The 18,686-nt window shown below is 76.2% G+C and carries 15 protein-coding genes; 9 read left to right on the plus strand and 6 right to left on the minus strand.

Annotated features, from left to right (window positions below):
* Positions 1 to 133: 133 nt before the first annotated feature.
* The 5 genes from GJV82_RS17470 to GJV82_RS17490 all read right to left on the minus strand — a co-directional run bounded on the left by GJV82_RS17470 (position 134) and on the right by GJV82_RS17490 (position 5,598).
* On the minus strand, positions 134 to 1,105 hold the full coding sequence (locus GJV82_RS17470; protein WP_318657784.1) for an alpha/beta hydrolase: 972 nt from the start codon (positions 1,103 to 1,105) through the stop codon (positions 134 to 136).
* Entirely contained in the window at positions 1,102 to 2,061 is a 960-nt protein-coding gene (locus GJV82_RS17475) for a zinc-binding dehydrogenase (protein WP_155100112.1), read from the minus strand. Before GJV82_RS17475 ends, GJV82_RS17470 begins: the two co-directional genes overlap by 4 nt.
* Before the next feature lie 69 nt (positions 2,062 to 2,130).
* Positions 2,131 to 2,841, minus strand: a complete 711-nt coding sequence (locus tag GJV82_RS17480; protein WP_155100113.1) for a maleylpyruvate isomerase N-terminal domain-containing protein — start codon at positions 2,839 to 2,841, stop codon at positions 2,131 to 2,133.
* Between the two features lie 62 nt (positions 2,842 to 2,903).
* A complete protein-coding gene (gene metX, locus GJV82_RS17485) occupies positions 2,904 to 4,214 on the minus strand; it encodes a homoserine O-acetyltransferase MetX (protein WP_155100114.1) in 1,311 nt (436 codons plus the stop codon).
* Between the two features lie 46 nt (positions 4,215 to 4,260).
* The gene (locus tag GJV82_RS17490) at positions 4,261 to 5,598 is read right to left on the minus strand and encodes a bifunctional o-acetylhomoserine/o-acetylserine sulfhydrylase (RefSeq protein WP_034605307.1); all 1,338 of its coding nucleotides are present in this window, start codon (positions 5,596 to 5,598) and stop codon (positions 4,261 to 4,263) included.
* A gap of 321 nt (positions 5,599 to 5,919) precedes the next feature.
* On the opposite strand from GJV82_RS17490, the gene GJV82_RS17495 reads away from it, so the two are divergent.
* Positions 5,920 to 7,398, plus strand: a complete 1,479-nt coding sequence (locus GJV82_RS17495; protein WP_155100115.1) for a C40 family peptidase — start codon at positions 5,920 to 5,922, stop codon at positions 7,396 to 7,398.
* A gap of 79 nt (positions 7,399 to 7,477) precedes the next feature.
* On the opposite strand, the gene GJV82_RS17500 is transcribed toward GJV82_RS17495, so the two are convergent.
* Positions 7,478 to 7,981 (minus strand): inorganic diphosphatase, encoded by a 504-nt coding sequence (locus tag GJV82_RS17500; protein ID WP_024841951.1) that lies wholly within the window; start codon positions 7,979 to 7,981, stop codon positions 7,478 to 7,480.
* A 245-nt stretch (positions 7,982 to 8,226) separates the two neighbouring features.
* Between GJV82_RS17500 and dacB the strand changes: the two genes are divergently transcribed.
* From dacB to folK, 8 genes are all read left to right on the plus strand, one after another.
* The gene (gene dacB, locus GJV82_RS17505; protein WP_155100116.1) at positions 8,227 to 9,639 is read left to right on the plus strand and encodes a D-alanyl-D-alanine carboxypeptidase/D-alanyl-D-alanine endopeptidase; all 1,413 of its coding nucleotides are present in this window, start codon (positions 8,227 to 8,229) and stop codon (positions 9,637 to 9,639) included.
* Positions 9,640 to 9,699: 60 nt separating this feature from the next.
* A complete protein-coding gene (locus GJV82_RS17510) occupies positions 9,700 to 10,866 on the plus strand; it encodes a zinc-dependent metalloprotease (RefSeq protein ID WP_318657785.1) in 1,167 nt (388 codons plus the stop codon).
* Between the two features lie 3 nt (positions 10,867 to 10,869).
* Positions 10,870 to 12,033, plus strand: coding sequence for a tRNA lysidine(34) synthetase TilS (tilS, locus tag GJV82_RS17515; RefSeq protein ID WP_318657786.1), 1,164 nt, complete (start codon positions 10,870 to 10,872; stop codon positions 12,031 to 12,033).
* A gap of 5 nt (positions 12,034 to 12,038) precedes the next feature.
* Positions 12,039 to 12,593 (plus strand): hypoxanthine phosphoribosyltransferase, encoded by a 555-nt coding sequence (hpt, locus tag GJV82_RS17520; protein ID WP_024841947.1) that lies wholly within the window; start codon positions 12,039 to 12,041, stop codon positions 12,591 to 12,593.
* A gap of 179 nt (positions 12,594 to 12,772) precedes the next feature.
* Positions 12,773 to 14,875, plus strand: a complete 2,103-nt coding sequence (gene ftsH / locus GJV82_RS17525) for an ATP-dependent zinc metalloprotease FtsH (RefSeq protein ID WP_155100117.1) — start codon at positions 12,773 to 12,775, stop codon at positions 14,873 to 14,875.
* Entirely contained in the window at positions 14,875 to 15,534 is a 660-nt protein-coding gene (gene folE / locus GJV82_RS17530) for a GTP cyclohydrolase I FolE (protein ID WP_225873457.1), read from the plus strand. The genes ftsH and folE overlap by 1 nt, the downstream gene beginning before the upstream one ends.
* A 64-nt stretch (positions 15,535 to 15,598) precedes the next feature.
* On the plus strand, positions 15,599 to 16,471 hold the full coding sequence (folP, locus tag GJV82_RS17535) for a dihydropteroate synthase (RefSeq protein ID WP_155100120.1): 873 nt from the start codon (positions 15,599 to 15,601) through the stop codon (positions 16,469 to 16,471).
* 123 nt (positions 16,472 to 16,594) lie between these two features.
* The coding region (folK, locus tag GJV82_RS20295) for a 2-amino-4-hydroxy-6-hydroxymethyldihydropteridine diphosphokinase (protein WP_318657787.1) at positions 16,595 to 18,686 on the plus strand (2,092 nt) is incomplete at its 3' end.

Below are 18,686 nucleotides of genomic sequence, written 5' to 3' on the forward strand. Positions count from 1 at the left end.
CGCCGCCGGACAACCCTTCACCGAAGGCCCACCCCACCGGGGTGGGCCTTCGGCATTTCCCCGGAAGATCACCGAAGCGCCGAGGCCCACCCCACCGGGGTGGGCCTTGTCCGTCTCCGCACGCGTGCCCGGGTCACGACCAGCCGTAGGCGGCGGACCACCGCACGATCTCTGCGAAGAACAATGCGCGTGGACGCGGCGCCGAGAGCGCGAGGTCGTGCATGCCGCCCGGGATGCGCACCAGCGTGACGACACGCCCGAGGTGCGACGCCCGGCGGGCCAGGGGCTCGACGTCCAGCACGATGTCCGCCTCCCGCATCTCCTCCGTCCAGCGCGTGCTGAACAGCGATCGTTCGGCGAGCAGCACGAGCACCGGGCAGTCGATCGACAACCCTGCCGCGACGCGCGCGTGCCCGGAGATGATCGCGCGCAGCCAGCCTGCCCGGACGGGGAAGGACGGCACCGGCCGCCACGCGTCGTCGATCACCCAGGTCCCGTCGTCGCGGTCCTGGAGCGTGCGCGCGTAGTACCCGGGGTCCACGTTCGGGAGGGGAGCGCGCGGCTGGAACCGCGCGAGCTGGCGGATCGCCGGGCCGGAGACGGTGCGTGCGACCGAGGAGCCCTGGAGCTCGAGCCAGGGGCTGTTGAGCACGAGCCCCCGGACGGCGCCGGGATGCCGGTGCGCCCAGAGCGCGGCGACGAGCCCACCGGTCGAGTGGCCCATGAGCATGACGGCGGCGTGCGCACCGAGGTCCTCCCGGATCACGCCCAACGCCGCCGCGATGTCGGCGTCGTACTCGGTGAGGTGGTCCACGTACCCGGGGGTCTGGTGCGGGCGCAGGCTGCGGCCGTACTTGCGCAGGTCGAGGGCGTAGAACGCGGCCCCGAGGCCGTGCCACGTGTCCGCGAGCTCGGTCTGGAAGAAGTAGTCGCTCCACCCGTGGAGGTACAGCACGGCGCGCGCGGGCCGCACCGGTTCGTCCTCGTCGGGCACGCGGCGGACCACGGTGACGACGACCTCGCCCTCGTCGTCGGGTTCGAGCTCGACGGTGCGCTGCTCGTAGCCGGGCCCGAGGACGTCGGGCTGCCAGGACGAGGGCGTCACGGCGTGAGCACCACCTTGCCGAACTGGTCGCCGGCCGCGAGCCGGGCGAGGCCGTCGCGGGCCCGCGCGAGCGGCAGCACCCGGTCGACCACGGGTCGCACCTCGCTGCGCGCGAGGAACCGCAGGACCGCGGCGAGGTCGTCGCGCGAGCCCATCGTGACGCCCTGGACCCGGATCTCGTGGAAGAACACCCGGGACAGCTCGGCGGCGGTGGCGTCGCCGCTCGTCGCGCCCGCCACGACCACCGTCCCGCCCGGGCGCACGGAGCGCAGCGAGTGGGTCCACGTCGCGCGGCCGACGGTCTCCAGGACGACGTCCACCGGGGCGGGCAGGCGCGTCCCGTGCTCGAACGTCGCGGCCGCACCGAGCCGAGCCGCGCCGGCGCGCTTGGCGGCCGTGCGCGACGTGACCCACACCTCGAGCCCGGCCGCCGCGCCGAGGGCGACGGCCGCCGTCGCGACGCCGCCCCCCGCGCCCTGCACGAGGACCCGGTCGCCGGGTGCCGCGCCGCCCGCCATGAACAGCATGCGGTAGGCGGTCAGCCAGGCCGTCGGGACGCACGCCGCCTCGACGAACGTCAGCTCCGGCGGCTTGGGGACGAGGTTGTGCGTGGGGACGGCGACCCGCTCCGCGAGCGTGCCCGGGTAGCGCTCGGAGAGGAGCGACCGCCGCTCCGTCGGGCCGACGCCGTGGCCGTCCGCGCCGATCACGCCGTGCACCACGACCTCGCTCCCGTCGGGCGCGACCCCGGCGGCGTCCGTGCCGAGGATCATGGGCAGCCGGTCGGCGGGCAGCCCGACGCCGCGCAGCGACCACAGGTCGTGGTGGTTGAGCGACGCGGCGCGGACCTCGACCGTCGTCCAGTGCTCGCGCGCCTCGGGCTCGGGGCGGTCGCCGACGACGAGGCCGTCCAGCGGGTCGTCGGGGTCGGTGGCGGCGGCGTAGGCGGCGAGCATGGGACCAACCTACGGTCCGGCCCCGGGCCGGACCACGGGAGCCCCCGGCGCGTGGCGTCCCGCGCGGTGTCAGAGCAGGGGGAGCATGCGCCCGAGGTCGGGGACGGCCTCCGACGTGTGCACGGGCTCGAGCGCGCGCGCCAGCTCGTCGACGTCGTACGGCGCGCGCCCGCACGCGAGGCGCAGCCACAGGCGCGGGTCGCGCACCTCGAGCGCCCAGCCGCCCCGGGTCACGACGACCCGGAGGAGCTCGGCCGCGACCGCGTCGAGGGCCGCAGGGTCCACGGGGTCGGCGAGGACGTCGGGGAAGGACCGCGCGAGGTCGTCGGCGTGCACGACGAGCTCGAGGACGCGCGAGCGCACCATGTCGAGCAGCGTGATGGGGCCGCGCCGCGCCTGGACCACCGTCTCGTCGGCGAGCTCGTCGAGCCGCGCGAAGGCCGCGGCGGCGGACGCGGCGACGTGCCCGAGGCGGTCGTCCGCGATCTCCGCGTCGAGCGCGCGCGTCGCCTGCTCGATCTCCTCGGCACGCTCGGGGTACGTGCCGAGGTACTCGGCGAGCGTGAGCGGCACCGTCCCGGCGGGGACGGGGCCGCACGCCGCCAGCGTCTCCAGCGCCCGGCCGAGGTGCGAGACGAGCTCGCCCACCGTCCAGCCGTCGAGCACGCTCGGCCGCGCGGCGTCGCGGTCGAGCTCGTCCCCGAGGTCGCGCAGCCAGCGGTCGAGACGGTCCCACTGGGTGCGCAGGTGGTCGGCCGCCGCGGTCACGTCGCTGTCCATCTCTCCATCGTGCCAGGGCGCGCGACGCACGCCCGCCACCGCAGGGTCCCGGAGCGAGGGGGTCAGTCGCGGACGCCGGCGCGCTCGCCGAGGAAGTCGGCGACGATCGGGCCGAGCTGGTCGAACTCGATGAGGAAGCCGTCGTGGCCGAAGTCGCTGCGCAGCGTCCGCAGCGGCTCCGCGCCCGGGATGCCGGCCGCGATCCGGGCGCAGTCGGCCGGCAGGAAGAGGCGGTCGGTGTCGACCGCGACGACGAGCGCGTGCGCCGTGATCTGCGCGAGCGCGGCCTCGACGCCGCCGCGGTCGCGGCCGAGGTCGTGCGTGAGCATCGACTCGGTGAGCACGACGTACGAGTTGGCGTCGAAGCGTCGGGCGAGCTTGTCGCCGTGGTGGTCGAGGTACGACTGCACGGCGTAGCGACCGTCGGTGAACGGGTCCTCGCCGCCCTGCGGGAGCCGGCCGAAGCGCTCGTCGAGCTCGCGCGCCGACCGGTACGTCGCGTGCGCGATCTGGCGGGCGATCCCGAGGCCGACGTGCGGGCCCTCGCCGTCCGCCGCGTCGTAGTAGTCGCCGCCGCGGAAGCCGGGGTCGGCGCGGACCGCGCCGAGCTGCGGGTGCGCCCAGGCGATCTGGTCGCCGGTCGTCTGCGCCGCCGTCGCGATCGCGGCGATCGAGACGACGTCGATCCCCGCCTCGGGGCCGAGCAGCGCCCACTCCAGCACGCGGTGCCCGCCCATCGAGGCGCCGACGACGAACGCCCACGAGGAGATCCCGAGCGACCGGGCGAGCTCGATCTCGACGGCGACCTGGTCGCGCGTCGTCACGCGCGGGAAGCGGCTGCCCCAGGGGCGGCCGTCGGGTGCGGGAGACGCGGGGCCCGTCGTGCCCTGGCACCCGCCGAGCACGTTCGGCGCGACGACGAACCAGCGGTCGGTGTCGATCGGGGCGCCCGGCCCGACGAGCGACTCCCACCAGCCCGCGGTCGCGTGCCCGGGGCCGGCGGGGCCGCTCACGTGCGAGTCGCCCGTGAGGGCGTGCAGCACGAGGACGGCGTTCGACCCGTCCGGCGCGAGCGTGCCCCACGTCTCGTACGCGACGCGCACGTCGGGCAGGCGCGCGCCGGACTCGAGGTCGAACGTGCCGACGTCCGCGAACTGCCGCCTCCCGACGGGGTCGCCCTCGCGCCACGCCCCGGTCGCGGGGACCGGCGGCTTGACCCGCGCGCGCGAGCTCGACCCGGAGCGCGCTCCCGCGGCGCCGGGCCGCGGACCGCGGCGGGCGCCGGGGGAGAGGAGGTCGTCGTTCACAGGGCTCACCGTCGGCCACTGTACGGCCGGGGCGCCCAGGGCGCCCCGGCTGTCCAGATCCGTCATCGCTGCACCCGTCGTCGGCTCGTCGTCACGCGTCCGGCGGCGCCGCTCAGGCGTCCAGCGCGGACTTGGCGGCGGTGAATCCCAGCTCGAGGTCGGCGAGGATGTCGTCGACGTGCTCGATGCCGACGGCGAGGCGCACGAGGCCCGGCGTGACGCCCGACTTCGCCTGCTCCTCGACGGTGAGCTGGCTGTGCGTGGTGGACGCCGGGTGGATGACGAGCGAGCGCACGTCGCCGATGTTCGCGACGTTGGAGTGCAGCTGCAGGGCGGAGACGAACGCCTGCCCGGCCTCGCTGCCGCCGTCGAGCTCGAACGCCAGGACCGCACCCGCGCCGCGCGGCAGGTACTTCTGCGCACGCGCGTGCCACGGGCTCGAGGGCAGGCCCGCGTAGTGCACAGTGCGGACGTCGTCGCGCGCCTCGAGCCACTGAGCGACCTTCTGCGCGTTGGCGACGTGGCGCTCGACGCGCAGCGAGAGCGTCTCGATGCCCTGCGCGATGAGGAACGCGTTGAACGGCGAGATCGCCGAGCCCAGGTCGCGCAGGAGCTGCACGCGCGCCTTGAGGACGTACGCGAGGTTCGCCCCGAGGATGCCGTTCACGCCCAGGTCGCGCGCGTACACGAGGCCGTTGTACGAGGGGTCGGGCGTGTTGTAGTTCGGGAAGCGCTCCGGGTGGGCGGCGTAGTCGAACGAGCCGCCGTCGACGATCACGCCGCCGATCGCGGAGCCGTGGCCGCCGAGGTACTTCGTCGCGGAGTGCACGACGACGTCCGCACCGTGCTCGAGCGGGCGCAGGAGGTAGGGCGTGGCGACCGTGTTGTCGACGATCAGCGGGACGCCGACCTCGTGCGCGACGGCGGCGACGGCCTCGATGTCGAGGACGTCGGCCTGCGGGTTGGGGATCGTCTCGCCGAAGAAGAGCTTGGTGTTCGGGCGCACGGCGTCGCGCCACGCCTGCGGGTCGTGCGGGTCGGTGACGAACGTCGTCTCGACGCCGAGCTTCGCGAGCGAGTACTGCAGCAGGTTGTAGGTGCCGCCGTACAGGCTCGGGGACGCGACGACGTGGTCGCCCGCCTCGGCGACGTTGAGGATCGCGAACGTCGTGGCAGCCTGGCCGGACGCGAGGAGGAGCGCGCCGACGCCGCCCTCGAGCGACGCGATGCGGTTCTCCACGACCTCCTGCGTCGGGTTGCCGATGCGCGTGTAGATCGGGCCGAGGTCCTTGAGCGCGAACCGGTCGGCGGCGACGGACGCGTCGGGGAAGACGAAGGACGTCGTCTGGTAGATGGGCAGCGCGCGGGCGCCGGTCGTCGGGTCGGCGGTCTGGCCGGCGTGGACCTGGCGCGTCTCGAAGGACCAGGCGGGGGCGGTGTCGGTGCTCATGGTGGTCTCCTGCGGGGTGGTGGGACGACGGCGCGGCGCGCCGGGCGGGCGGGGTGCCGCGGGTTCGGGGTGGCGGGAGGCCGGCCGTCGACCGCGGCGTGGTCGCACACGGGACGGGATGCCGGGCGAGCGTCGTCGACGACGGCTCGCGGGCAGGCGAACGTGCGCGGTGGTCAGCGACACATTCGGCGGGACATGCTCGTGAGGCTAGGCGGCTTCCGGCGCGGCCGACAGAGGCGTCTCGCGATGCGAGACCACATCCTGAGAAGGTGCCCGCCGTTCCGATGGCGCACTCCCGACGTTCTGGGCAGACTCGTCCGGGTGCTGTCAACGGGACACGCCGGGGAGGTGTTGATGGAGGACGCGACGAGCGGAACGGTCGCCGCAGCGGCGGGGACGCGAGCCGGGCGACGCCGGCACGCCGTGCGCGCGCGCCGGGCCGCCTCGGTGTGCGCCGCGGGTCTCCTCGCGCTCGCGCTGGGCGTCGGCGCGGCTCCGTCGGCGTCGTCGGACCCGCCGTCGGACGACGACGTGCGCGCGGCTCGCGAGAGCGCCGAGGGCGCGGCCCGCGACGTCCAGGCGGTCGAGAGCGAGCTCGCCGCGCTGCGCGACCGGCAGTCCGCCGCGCAGGCCGCGGTCGAGTCCGCGGCGGAGGAGTACGCGGCGGCGCAGGACGCGCTCGGCGCGGCCGACGCCGAGCTCGCGGACGCCCGGTCGGCGCTCGCCACGGCGCGCACGGGCGAGGCCGACGCGCGCGCCGCCGTGGGCGCGCTGTTCCGCGCGACCCGGCACGGCTCCCCGGAGCTCGACGCGCTGCGTGCCGTGCTCGACGCGGACGGCGTGGGGCAGGTCGTCGAGCGCGAGAACGCGGAGCGCGTCGCGGGCCGCACCGCCGGGCGCGCGGTCGAGGCGCACGCGACCGCGCGGGCCGTCGCCGACACGGCGCAGGCCCGCGCCGACGCCGCCCTCGCGCACCAGCAGGAGGTCCAGGACCGGGCCCGCGACGCGCTCGCAGCCGCCCAGGTCTCCGCCGACGCCCTCGACGACGCCGTCCAGGAGTCCGCGACCCGGCGCGAGGCGCTGCTCGCCGAGCTCGCCCGCGCCCGTGCGACGAGCGTCGAGGTCGAGCGCGAGCGGCAGGACGCGCTCGACGCGCAGGCCGCCAGGGAGCGCGAGGAGGCCGCCCGGGCGCGCGTCCAGGACCCGGCGGCGGGCGCGTCGTCGGACGGGACGCGGACGCCCGCGACCGCCGCGCCGACCCCGTCGACCCCCGTCCCGCCCCGGGACGCCGCGCCCGCGCCGCGCCCGGCACCGGCTCCCGCGCCGGCACCGGCTCCCGCACCCGCCCCGGCACCGCCCCCCGCACCCGCACCCGCCCCCGCACCAACCCCGGCCCCGAAGCCCACGCCGCCGCCGGGCACGGGCGTCGGGACCGCGGCGCAGGGCCAGGCGGCCGTGGCCTGGGCGCGCACGAAGATCGGCGCGCCGTACGTGTTCGGCGGCACCGGTCCCGGCTACGACTGCTCCGGCCTCACGTCGCGCGCGTGGGCCGCCGCAGGCGTCGACATCACGCGCACGTCGCGCTCGCAGTACCAGCGCGTGCAGAAGATCTCCTACGACCGGCTCCGGCCGGGCGACCTCATCTTCTACGCGAACGACACCTCGAACCCCTCGACGATCCGCCACGTCGCCATGTACACGGGCGGCGGCATGATGATCGAGGCGCGTCAGCCCGGGAGCCCCGTCCACGAGGTCGCGATGCGCTGGACCGACGCGATGCCGTACGCCGGCCGACCGTAGCGCCGGCCCACGACGGACGACGGCGGCCGCTCACCTGCGAGGTGAGCGGCCGCCGATCTGCGTGATGGGTCCGGACCGGTCAGTGGCCCGGCGTGTGGTACCCGGAGTCGATGGCGCGCTGGAGGGATCGCTCGATCTCGGCCTCGGCCTCGGCGCGGCCGACCCAGTGGGCGCCCTCGACCGACTTGCCGGGCTCGAGGTCCTTGTAGACCTCGAAGAAGTGCTGGATCTCCAGGCGGTGGAAGTCGGAGACGTCGTCGATGTCCTGGCGCCACGCGGCGCGCTGGTCCCCCGTGGGGACGCACAGCACCTTGTCGTCGCCGCCGGCCTCGTCGCGCATGCGGAACATGCCGAGCGCGCGGCAGCGGATCAGGCAGCCGGGGAACGTGGGCTCCTCCAGCAGCACGAGCGCGTCCAGCGGGTCGCCGTCCTCGCCGAGCGTCCCCTCGATGAACCCGTAGTCGTCGGGGTACCGCGTCGAGGTGAAGAGCATGCGGTCGAGCCGGATGCGGCCCGTCGCGTGGTCCACCTCGTACTTGTTGCGCTGCCCCTTGGGGATCTCGATCGTGACGTCGAACTCCACTGCTTCCTCCAGTCGTACCGGCACCGCGACGCTCGGGCGGTGGCTGGGTCTGTGGACGACGGAACCACGCCGTCGTGCGGGAACTAGTGTGACACGTGCTGTCCCCGCGGGAGGGTTCCCACGGGCCCGTCCGGCACGTGCGGTGAGTGATAATGCGCACGTGCCGCGGTCCCGGCGACCCCGCGACGGAGCGGGCGGCGGACGCGCGGAGCGGGCCGCGCGAGCGGACGGACCGAGGGAGACGCATGGGCTGGGGGACGCGCACGGGCGTGGCGGTCGGCGTCGTGCTCGCGCTCGCCGGCGGGTACGTCGCGGCGGACGCGTACGACGTCGTGCCGGGCGTGCTCACCACCGAGCCCCCGTACCCGGAGCCGAGCCCGTTCCCGCAGGCACCCGGTGCCGTCGCGGCGCCCCCGCTCGAGGTGACGATGCCGGCCCTGGACGACGCGGCGCCCGTCCCGGACGCCGCGACCGTGCAGGGGCTCGTCGACGCGCTCGCGGCGGACACCCGGCTCGGTCCGCGCGTGGGCGTCCTCGTGACGGACGCCGCGACCGGCGACGTGCTCGGCGCGAGCGGCGAGACCGTCGGGCACGTCCCGGCGTCCACGCTCAAGACGCTCACCGCCGCGGCGGCGCTCACGTCGCCCGGCGCGCACGCGACCCTCCCGACGCGCGCCGTGCTCGAGGGACTGGAGACGGTGTACCTCGTGGGCGGCGGCGACATGATGCTCGCCGCGGGCGCAGGGGACCCGACGGCGGTCAACGGCCGCGCGGGGCTCGGCGACCTCGCGGCGCAGGTCGCGGACGAGCTGCGGCTCACGGGGCGCACGACGATCGCGCTGCGGCTCGACGACGAGCTCTTCACCGGCCCCGCCGTCGCGCCCACCGTGGACCCGCGGAGCGTGCGCAACGGGTACGTCGCGCCGGTCGCGGCGCTCGCGGTGGACGTCGCGCGGCTCGAGGACGCGGAGTACGCGCCGCGCGCCGAGGACCCCGCGATGGCGGCGGCCGAGACGTTCGCGGCCGCGCTCGCGGCCGAGGGGATCACGGTCGACGGCCGCGTCGTGCGCGCTCGCGCACCGAGCGACGGCCGCACCGTCGGCGAGGTGGAGTCCGCCCCGCTCGGGGAGGTCGTCGGCTACCTCCTGCAGCACTCCGACAACACGATCACCGAGGTCGTGGGTCGCGTCGTCGCGCTCGACGCGGGCCTCCCCGGCTCCGGGGCGGGCGCGACGCAGGCGGTGCGCGCCGCGGTCGAGGGGCTCGGCGTCGACCTCACGGGCGCCGCGCTCGCCGACCTCTCGGGCCTCGGCGACGGCTCGGTCCTCACGCCCGCCCAGCTCGACGAGGTCGTCGGGCTGCTCGCCGACCCGGCGCACCCGGGGCTGCGGCCCGGCGCGGTGGGGCTGCCCGTCGCGGGGCTGTCCGGGACGCTCGGCGAGCGGTACCTCGGCAACGCGGGCCGCGGCGTCGTGCGCGCCAAGACCGGGAGCCTCCCGAACGTCACGTCGCTCGCGGGCACGGTCGTCACGGCCGACGACCGCCTGCTCGTGTTCTCCCTCATGGCCGACGCCGTGCCCGACGGCGGCACCTACGGCGCGCGCCTCATCTTCGACGACTTCGTCGCGTCCCTCGCGGAGTGCGGCTGCGCGGCGTGACCCGCGCCGCCCCACGGGGCGGCGGGGCGTGCCCGGCGACGACCGGGATACCGTGGACGGGTGACCCTCGTGGAGCAGGACGGCCGTCCGGGCAGCGACCCGGCGCGAGGCGACGCGTCGATCGTCGACTGGTCGGCCGCCGCGCAGATCGCGGGGCGGCTCGCGCGCCCCGGCCCCCAGGCGACGCGCGACGAGCTCGCCGACCTCGTCGAGGGACTGCGCGACGCGGCCGAGACCGCCGTGCCGCACGTGCTCGACGTGACCCGCATGACGCCGGCCGCGGGCGACGCGGCGGCGGGACTCGGGAGCGTGTACGTGGTGGACCGCGCACGCTGGGCGCGCGCCAACACCGAGATCATGGCGTCGCTCACCGCGGGCGCGGCCGACGCGCTCGTGGGCGAGGGCGGGCGCGTCCCCGCCGCGACCGCGCTCGTGGGTGCCGCGCAGGTGGGGTCGGTCCTCGCCGTGCTGTCGAGCCGCGTCCTCGGCCAGTTCGACCCGTACAGCGCGCACGCCGCCCGGGCCGCCGTGCCCGACGGCGCGGCGTCGCCCCCGGCGGCGTCGCCCGGACGCCTCGTGCTCGTCGCGCCCAACGTGCTGCAGGTCGAGCGCGCGCTCGACCTCCGGCCCGCGGACTTCCGCCTCTGGGTGTGCCTGCACGAGCAGACGCACGCGCTGCAGTTCGCCGCGGCCCCCTGGCTCGCCGACCACCTGCGCGAGCGCGCGAACGGGCTCCTCGCCGAGCTGTCCGCGTCGTCGCGGCGGCTCGCCGAGGCGCGGCTGCGCGAGAAGCTCGCGACCGTGGGCCGCGCCGTCCTCGGCGCGGTGCGCGGCGAGGGCGCGACGTTCGTCGACGGCCTGCTCACGCCCGAGGAGCAGGACCGCCTCGCGGACGTCACCGCGGTCATGGCGCTCCTCGAGGGGCACGCCGACGTCGCGATGGACGCCGTGGGGCCGCGCACCGTGCGCACCGTGCGCAGCATCCGGCGCAAGTTCGAGGCCCGGCGCGACGGCGAGGGGCGCACGGGGTTCGACGTCGTGCTCCGGCGCGTGCTCGGCATGGACGCGAAGATCGCCCAGTACCGCGACGGCGCCGCGTTCGTCCGCGCGGTCGAGAAGGACGTCGGGCGCGACGGGTTCAACGCCGTGTGGGCCGCGCCCGAGAACCTGCCGACGGCCCGCGAGATCGCCGACGCGCGCGCCTGGGTGCGGCGCGTCCACGGCTGAGCCGTGGGCGGACCGGCCCCCGTCGTGGCGACCGCGCGCCGCGCCGTGCGCGCCGCGGTCGCCGACCTCGCGCCCGGGACCCGCGTGCTCGTCGCGTGCTCCGGCGGCGCGGACTCGACGGCGCTCGCGGCCGCGACGGCGTTCGTGGCGCCGCGCGCGGGCCTGCGGGCGGGCGCCGTCGTCGTGGACCACGGGCTGCAGCCGGGCAGCGCGGACGTCGCCGCGACCGCCGCGGCGCGCTGCCGCGGCCTCGGCCTCGACCCGGTGGAGGTGCNCGCGGGCCTGCGGGCGGGCGCCGTCGTCGTGGACCACGGGCTGCAGCCGGGCAGCGCGGACGTCGCCGCGACCGCCGCGGCGCGCTGCCGCGGCCTCGGCCTCGACCCGGTGGAGGTGCGCCGCGTGGACGTCCCGGCGACGGGCGACGGGCCCGAGGCCGCCGCGCGCACCGCCCGGTACGCGGCGCTCGACGCCGGGGCCGCCGCGCACGGCGCGGGCGCCGTCCTCCTCGGGCACACGCTCGACGACCAGGCGGAGAGCGTCCTCCTCGGGCTCGCGCGCGGCGCGGGTGCCCGCTCGCTCGCGGGGATGCCCGCCCGGCGCGGCGCGTACCGGCGCCCGTTCCTCGGGCTCCGGCGTGGCCAGACCGAGGCGGTGTGCCGCGCGCTCGGCCTCGACTGGTGGGACGACCCGACGAACGCGGGCCCGCCCCGGCGCTCGCAGGTCCGCGCGCGCGTCGTGCCCGCGCTCGTCGACGTGCTCGGCCCGGGCGCGGTGCCCGCGCTCGCGCGCACCGCCGACCTCCTGCGCGACGACGCCGACCTCCTCGACGCGCTCGCAGCGGACCTCCTCGCGGACGCGCTCGTCGCCCCCCGCGCCGACCCGGCCCCCGGGTCGACCGTCGTGCTCGACGTCGCGACGCTCGCCGCCGCGCACCCGGCCCTGCGCCGGCGGGCGCTGCGGTCCGCGGCGCTGCGGGCGGGCTGCCCCGCGAGCGACCTGTTCGCCGTGCACGTCGACGCGCTCGACGCGCTCGTCACCGCGTGGCGCGGGCAGGGCCCCGCGCACCTGCCGGGCGACCGGAGGGCGTCGCGCGCGTATGGCAGGCTTTCCCTGGGCCCGGGCACCGCGACCCGAGCCGCCCCCCACCTCCCCTCAGCTCAGGAGTGACCCCCGTGGAAGCATCGGACGTCGCAGGCGACCTCGAGAACATCCTGCTCACCGAGGAGCAGCTCGGTGCCCGGCTCGACGAGATCGCCGCGCAGATCGACCGCGACTACGCGGGCAAGGACCTCCTGCTCGTCGGCGTCCTCAAGGGTGCCGTCATGGTCATGGCGGACCTGGCGCGCCGCCTGCGCAGCCACGTCGAGATGGACTGGATGGCCGTGTCGTCGTACGGCTCGGGCACCAAGTCGTCCGGCGTCGTGCGGATCCTCAAGGACCTCGACGCAGACCTCACGGGCCGCAACGTGCTCATCGTCGAGGACATCATCGACTCCGGGCTCACGCTCTCGTGGCTGCTGTCGAACCTCCGCTCGCGCGGGCCGGCGTCGGTCGAGATCGCGGCGATGCTGCGCAAGCCCGACGCGGCGAAGACCGAGGTCGACGTGCGCTACGTCGGGTTCGACATCCCCAACGAGTTCGTCGTCGGGTACGGCCTCGACTACGCGGAGAAGTACCGCAACCTGCCGTTCGTGGGGACGCTCGCGCCGCACGTGTACTCGAGCTGAGCGGACGCCCGGCCGGGCCCCCGACGACGGTCGGCGCCCGGCCCCGGTGCACCGGCGCCGCGGGCCACGCCCTGGGCGAACAGAGGCGTGATCCCCAGCAGACGTCAAGGTCCAGAGTGTAGTTTCGAGCCCGAACACTTGCGCGAGCGGAGGGATCCGGGGCGCACGCCCCGTCGCCGATGAACATCAAGAAGATTCTCAGTGGGCCGATCGTGTGGATCGTCCTGGGCCTCGTGATCCTGTGGATCGCGTTCGCGACCCTGTCGCGCCCCACGGTCCAGCGCATCGACACGTCCGCCGGCCTCGAGCTGCTGTCGGGGGACACCGTCGAGCAGGCCCTCATCGTGGACGGCGACCAGCGCGTGCGCCTCACGCTCTCCGAGGACCTCGTCGTGGACGAGGGCACGGACTCGGAGGAGAACAAGGGCAAGAACGTCGAGTTCTACTACGTCGAGCCGCAGGGCGAGGCGGTCGTCGACGCCGTCGTCGCCGCGGAGCCGAAGGACGGGTACAACTCGGAGGTCGCGCAGCCGTCGTTCTGGTCCTCGCTGCTCGGGCTGCTCATCCCGTTCCTCATCATCGGCGTGCTGTTCTGGTTCCTGCTCTCGCGCATGCAGGGCGGTGGGTCGCGCGTCATGGGCTTCGGCAAGTCGCGCGCCAAGCTCGTCTCGAAGGACACCCCGCAGGTGACCTTCGCGGACGTCGCGGGCGCGGACGAGGCCGTCGAGGAGCTCCACGAGATCAAGGAGTTCCTGGCGGAGCCGGACAAGTTCCAGGCCGTCGGCGCGAAGATCCCCAAGGGCGTGCTCCTGTACGGCCCGCCCGGGACGGGCAAGACGCTGCTCGCGCGCGCCGTCGCGGGCGAGGCGGGCGTGCCGTTCTACTCGATCTCCGGCTCCGACTTCGTCGAGATGTTCGTCGGCGTCGGCGCGAGCCGCGTCCGCGACCTGTTCACGCAGGCCAAGGAGAACTCGCCGGCGATCATCTTCGTCGACGAGATCGACGCCGTCGGCCGCCACCGCGGCGCCGGCATGGGCGGCGGTCACGACGAGCGCGAGCAGACGCTCAACCAGCTCCTCGTCGAGATGGACGGGTTCGACGTCAAGACGAACGTCATCCTCATCGCGGCGACGAACCGCCCCGACATCCTGGACCCGGCGCTCCTGCGCCCGGGCCGGTTCGACCGCCAGGTCGCCGTCGAGGCCCCCGACCTCAAGGGCCGCGAGGCGATCCTGCGCGTGCACGCCCAGGGCAAGCCGATCGTCCCCGAGATCGACCTCGCCGCCGTCGCGCGCCGCACGCCGGGCTTCACCGGCGCAGACCTCGCGAACGTGCTCAACGAGGCCGCGCTCCTCACCGCGCGCAGCGGCGCCCAGCTCATCGACGACCGCGCGCTCGACGAGGCGATCGACCGCGTCGTCGCGGGGCCGCAGAAGCGCACGCGCGTCATGAACGTCAAGGAGCAGAAGATCACCGCGTACCACGAGGGCGGCCACGCCCTCGTCGCCGCGGCGATGCGCTACACGGACCCCGTCACCAAGGTGACGATCCTGCCGCGCGGCCGTGCGCTCGGGTACACGATGGTCATGCCGACCGAGGACAAGTACTCGACGACGCGCAACGAGCTGCTCGACCAGCTCGCCTACGCGATGGGCGGTCGCGTGGCCGAGGAGCTCGTGTTCCACGACCCGACGACGGGCGCGTCGAACGACATCGAGAAGGCCACGGCGATCGCGCGCAAGATGGTCACCGAGTACGGCATGAGCGAGCGCGTCGGCGCGATCAAGCTCGGGACCGGCTCCGGCGAGCCGTTCCTCGGCCGCGACATGGGTCACCAGCGTGACTACTCCGAGTCCGTCGCCGGGACCGTGGACCACGAGGTCCGCAAGCTCGTCGAGGCCGCGCACGACGAGGCGTGGGAGGTGCTCACGCAGTACCGCGACGTCCTCGACGCCCTCGTGCTCGAGCTCCTCGAGAAGGAGACGCTCAACCAGGCCGAGCTCGCCCGCGTGTTCTCGCCCGTCGAGAAGCGCGCGCCGCGCGACGTGTGGCTCTCGAGCGAGCAGCGCGCGGTGTCGCAGCGCGGGCCGGTGCTCACCGACGCGGAGAAGGCGGCGCAGAACGGCAGCCCGGTCATCCCGCAGGACGAGGCGGCGGCCGCGAACGACGAGCTCCCGCCCGAGCGCATCGGCGAGGTCCCCGCGGACTCCCCGCTCGACCGCGCGCTGGGCCGCGACACGACGGCGGACGTCACGGACGTCCGCGAGCCGGGGCAGGACTGATGGGCGACGTCGCGGGCACCCCGACCGAGGCCGCGCCCGGCGCCATCACGCGCGCCCGCGCGGTCGAGGGCCTGCGCGCGCCCGCGGACGTCCCGCCGTACGACCAGGACCGCGCCGAGGCCGCCGTGCGCGAGCTGCTCATCGCCGTCGGCGAGGACCCGGACCGCGAGGGCCTGCGCGACACCCCGGCCCGCGTGGCGCGCGCCTACCGCGAGATCTTCGCGGGCCTGCGCCAGGAGGCGTCCGACGTCCTCACGACGACGTTCGACCTCGGACACGAGGAGATGGTGCTCGTCAAGGACATCGAGGTGTACTCGACGTGCGAGCACCACCTGGTGCCGTTCCACGGCGTCGCGCACATCGGCTACATCCCCAACGTCGACGGGCGCATCACGGGCCTGTCCAAGCTCGCGCGCCTCGTCGAGGTGTACGCGCGGCGACCGCAGGTCCAGGAGCGCCTCACGTCCCAGGTCGCGGACGCGCTCGTGGAGCACCTGCAGCCGCGCGGGGCCATCGTCGTCGTCGAGTGCGAGCACCTGTGCATGTCGATGCGCGGCGTGCGCAAGCCGGGCTCGCGGACCGTCACGTCGGCCGTGCGCGGCCAGATGCGCGACGGCGCGACGCGCGCCGAGGCGATGAGCCTCATCCTGGGGCGCTAGTCCCGTGGACCGCTTCGTGGTCGCCGGGCTCGAGGAGCTCGCGGACGTGGGTCGCACGCTCGTCATGGGCGTCGTCAACGTCACGCCCGACTCGTTCTCGGACGGCGGCGAGTGGTACGAGCCGGACGCCGCGGTCGCGCACGGGCGCAAGCTCCTGGGCGAGGGCGCGGACCTCCTCGACGTGGGCGGCGAGTCGACGCGCCCCGGCGCGGGCCGCGTGCCGGTCGAGGCCGAGCTCGCGCGCGTGCTCCCCGTGATCTCCGCGCTCGCGGCCGAGGGCGCGGTCGTCAGCGTCGACACGACGCGCGCCGTCGTCGCCGAGCGCGCCGTCGAGGCCGGCGCCCGGATCGTCAACGACGTCTCCGGCGGTCTCGCCGACCCGGCGATGGCCGAGGTCGTCGCGCGCACCGGCGTCGCGTACGTGTGCATGCACTGGCGGGGCCACGCGGACGTCATGGACACGCTCGAGGACTACGACGACGTCGTGACGGACGTGCGCGACGAGCTCGCCGCGCGCGTCGAGGCGCTGCTCGCGGCGGGGGTGCGGTGCGAGCAGCTCGTGCTCGACCCCGGCCTCGGGTTCTCCAAGTCCGGGTCGTCGAACTGGCCCCTGCTCGCGCACCTCGGCGAGCTCGAGGCGCTCGGGCTGCCCGTGCTCGTCGGGGCGTCCCGCAAGCGGTTCCTCGGGCACCTCCTCGCGCGCTCCGACGGGCAGCCCGTGCCCCCGCTGCTGCGCGACGACGCGACCGCGGCCGTCACCGCGCTCGCCGCCGCCTCCGGAGCGTGGTGCGTGCGCGTCCACGCCGTGCGCGCGTCCGCGGACGCGGTGCGGGTCGCGGCGGCGTGGGGTCGTGCGCACGACGAGCGCGCGACGGGGCGGGCCGTCCCGGGTGGACCGGGGGCTGGAAGCGACTCGACGGCGCGGCCCGCGACCTAGCAGGATGGGCGAGGGGCCTCGGTCGTGGCCGGGCCCGCAGCACGACACACGCAACGAGACACGGCGACGCGGTCCGTCCCCCGAACGGTGGGCGACCGCCGACCGGTCGGACAGGAGCACGACGTGACCACAGCGTTCGCAGGAGCTGTCCTCGACGCGGACGGACGGCCCTTCGACCGGATCCGCCTCACGGGGCTGAGCGCCACGGGCTACCACGGCGTCCTCGACCACGAGAAGGCCGAGGGCCAGCTCTTCCGGGCGGACGTCGTGCTCCACCTGGACACGCGCGCCGCCGCGAGCGGGGACGACCTCGACCGGACGGTGAGCTATGCCGGCGTCGCGGAGGACGTCGTCGCGGTGCTGGCGGGCTCGCCGGCCGACCTCGTGGAGACCGTCGCCGAGCGCATCGCGGCGACGATCCTCACGCACGACGAGGTCGTCGCCGTGGACGTCGCCGTGCACAAGCCGCAGGCGCCGATCACCGTCCCGTTCGAGGACGTGGAGGTCGTCATCCGGCGCGACCGCGTCGTCGTCCCGGTCGTCGCCCCGCTGTCCCGCCGCGGCGAGCAGCGCGACGGGCAGCAGCCCGTCGCGCCGATCCCGGTGGGCTCCGTCGCGCCCGCGCTCATCCACGGGGTGGGCGACGTCCCGCTCCCCGAGGACCGGGCCGAGCTGGCCCCCGCGCCGGACGTCATGCCGCCGAGCATCCCGCCGGCCGCGTCGGCGGCCTCCGAGGCGCCCGCGGGCGATGCCTCCCGGGCGGACGCCGAGTCGTCCTGGGCCGACGCCGGCGAGCCCGCTCCCGACGACGCGCTCGACGCGACCTGTGAGGCGCCCGCCGTGACCGGCGCGACCGGCGCGACCGCGCACGGTGGGGGCCCCTCCGCGGAGCCGGTGGACGCCGGGCCGGGCCACGGCGAGCCCGGTCTCGGCGAGCCCGGCCGCCCGGAGGAGGCCGGCCGGGCGGAGCCGGCCTACCCCGAGCCTGCCTACCCCGAGCCTGCCTACGCCGAGCAGGCCCACCCCGAGACCGCCGCCTCCGCCCACGCCGCGCCTGCCCCGGGCGAGGGGACCCCGGACGCGGCCTCGTACGACGCGCTCGTCGCGGAGACCGGTGGACCGGTCGAGCCGGGCCGTCCCGCCGCGCCCGTCCCCGCGCCGCCGCTCGCGCCCGCCGGTCACGGCGCCGTCGCGCCCGAGGCGCCCGCGGAGCAGGTGCCCGAGTCCCGCTCCGAGCAGGCCCCGCCGTCGGCCCCCGCGCCGGAGGCGCCCGCAGGCCCGGAGCCGACGCCCGCGGAGCCGGCCGGTCGCGACGCCGTGCCCGACGAGGTCGCCGTGGCGCCCGTCGAGCACGACCGCATGGACGACGTGCCCGCCGGGTTCGTCGACGTGGTGCTCGCGCTCGGCGCGAACCTCGGCGACGCGCAGCAGACGCTGCGCGACGCGATCACGGACCTCGACCGGATCTCCGGCCTGGAGATCACCGAGGTGTCCCCGCTCGCGCGGACGGCCGCCGTCGGCGGGCCGGACCAGCCCGACTTCCTCAACACGGTGCTCCTCGCGCGCACACGCCTGTCGGCCCGCGCCCTGCTGCACGCGTGCCAGGCGGTCGAGCAGGCGCACGGCCGGGTGCGCGACGAGCGCTGGGGTCCGCGCACGCTCGACGTCGACCTCATCGTCTACGGCACGCTCACGGCCGTCGCCGACGACCTCGAGCTGCCGCACCCGCGTGCGCACGAGCGCGCGTTCGTGCTCGAGCCGTGGTCGCAGATCGACCCGGACGCCGTGCTCCCGGGCCTCGGCGGCGGTCCCGTCGCGGCGCTCGCCGCGACGGCGCCCGACCGGGGCGGCATCCGGTGGCTCGCGCTCGACTGGCTGACCGACTCCGCCCCCGAGCCCACGGGCGGTGCGCCGGTCGCGACGGGCAGCACCGACGCCGCGCCGCCGGCCCCCGTGCCCGCCGCACCGGCTCCCGCCGGCGGCGAGCCCTACGGCACCCCGCCCGGCGGTCCGGCACCGGAGGCGGCTCCGGTCGGGCCCGCCCCGGGCGCCCCGGCTTCCCAGGCGCCGGTCCCGCCGCAGGTGCCGCACCAGGCCCTGCCGCAGCAGGTGTTCCCGCACGCGCCCACCCCCGAGCAGCCTCCGGCGCCGCAGCAGCCCGCGGTGCCGCAGCAGCCCGCGGCGCCCCAGCAGCCCGGCGCGGCGCTCCCGGTCG

Source organism: Cellulosimicrobium composti (assembly GCF_009711085.1).
GTDB lineage: Bacteria > Actinomycetota > Actinomycetes > Actinomycetales > Cellulomonadaceae > Cellulosimicrobium > Cellulosimicrobium composti.

Coding starts and splice junctions, on each gene's coding strand:
- metX (WP_155100114.1), bottom strand. CDS start 4,214: ATGACGGATCTGGACAGCCGGGGCGCCCTGGGCGCCCCGGCCGTACAG.
- GJV82_RS17480 (WP_155100113.1), bottom strand. CDS start 2,841: ATGGACAGCGACGTGACCGCGGCGGCCGACCACCTGCGCACCCAGTGG.
- folP (WP_155100120.1), top strand. CDS start 15,599: ATGGGCGTCGTCAACGTCACGCCCGACTCGTTCTCGGACGGCGGCGAG.
- ftsH (WP_155100117.1), top strand. CDS start 12,773: ATGAACATCAAGAAGATTCTCAGTGGGCCGATCGTGTGGATCGTCCTG.
- dacB (WP_155100116.1), top strand. CDS start 8,227: ATGGGCTGGGGGACGCGCACGGGCGTGGCGGTCGGCGTCGTGCTCGCG.
- folE (WP_225873457.1), top strand. CDS start 14,875: ATGGGCGACGTCGCGGGCACCCCGACCGAGGCCGCGCCCGGCGCCATC.
- GJV82_RS17490 (WP_034605307.1), bottom strand. CDS start 5,598: ATGAGCACCGACACCGCCCCCGCCTGGTCCTTCGAGACGCGCCAGGTC.
- GJV82_RS17475 (WP_155100112.1), bottom strand. CDS start 2,061: ATGCTCGCCGCCTACGCCGCCGCCACCGACCCCGACGACCCGCTGGAC.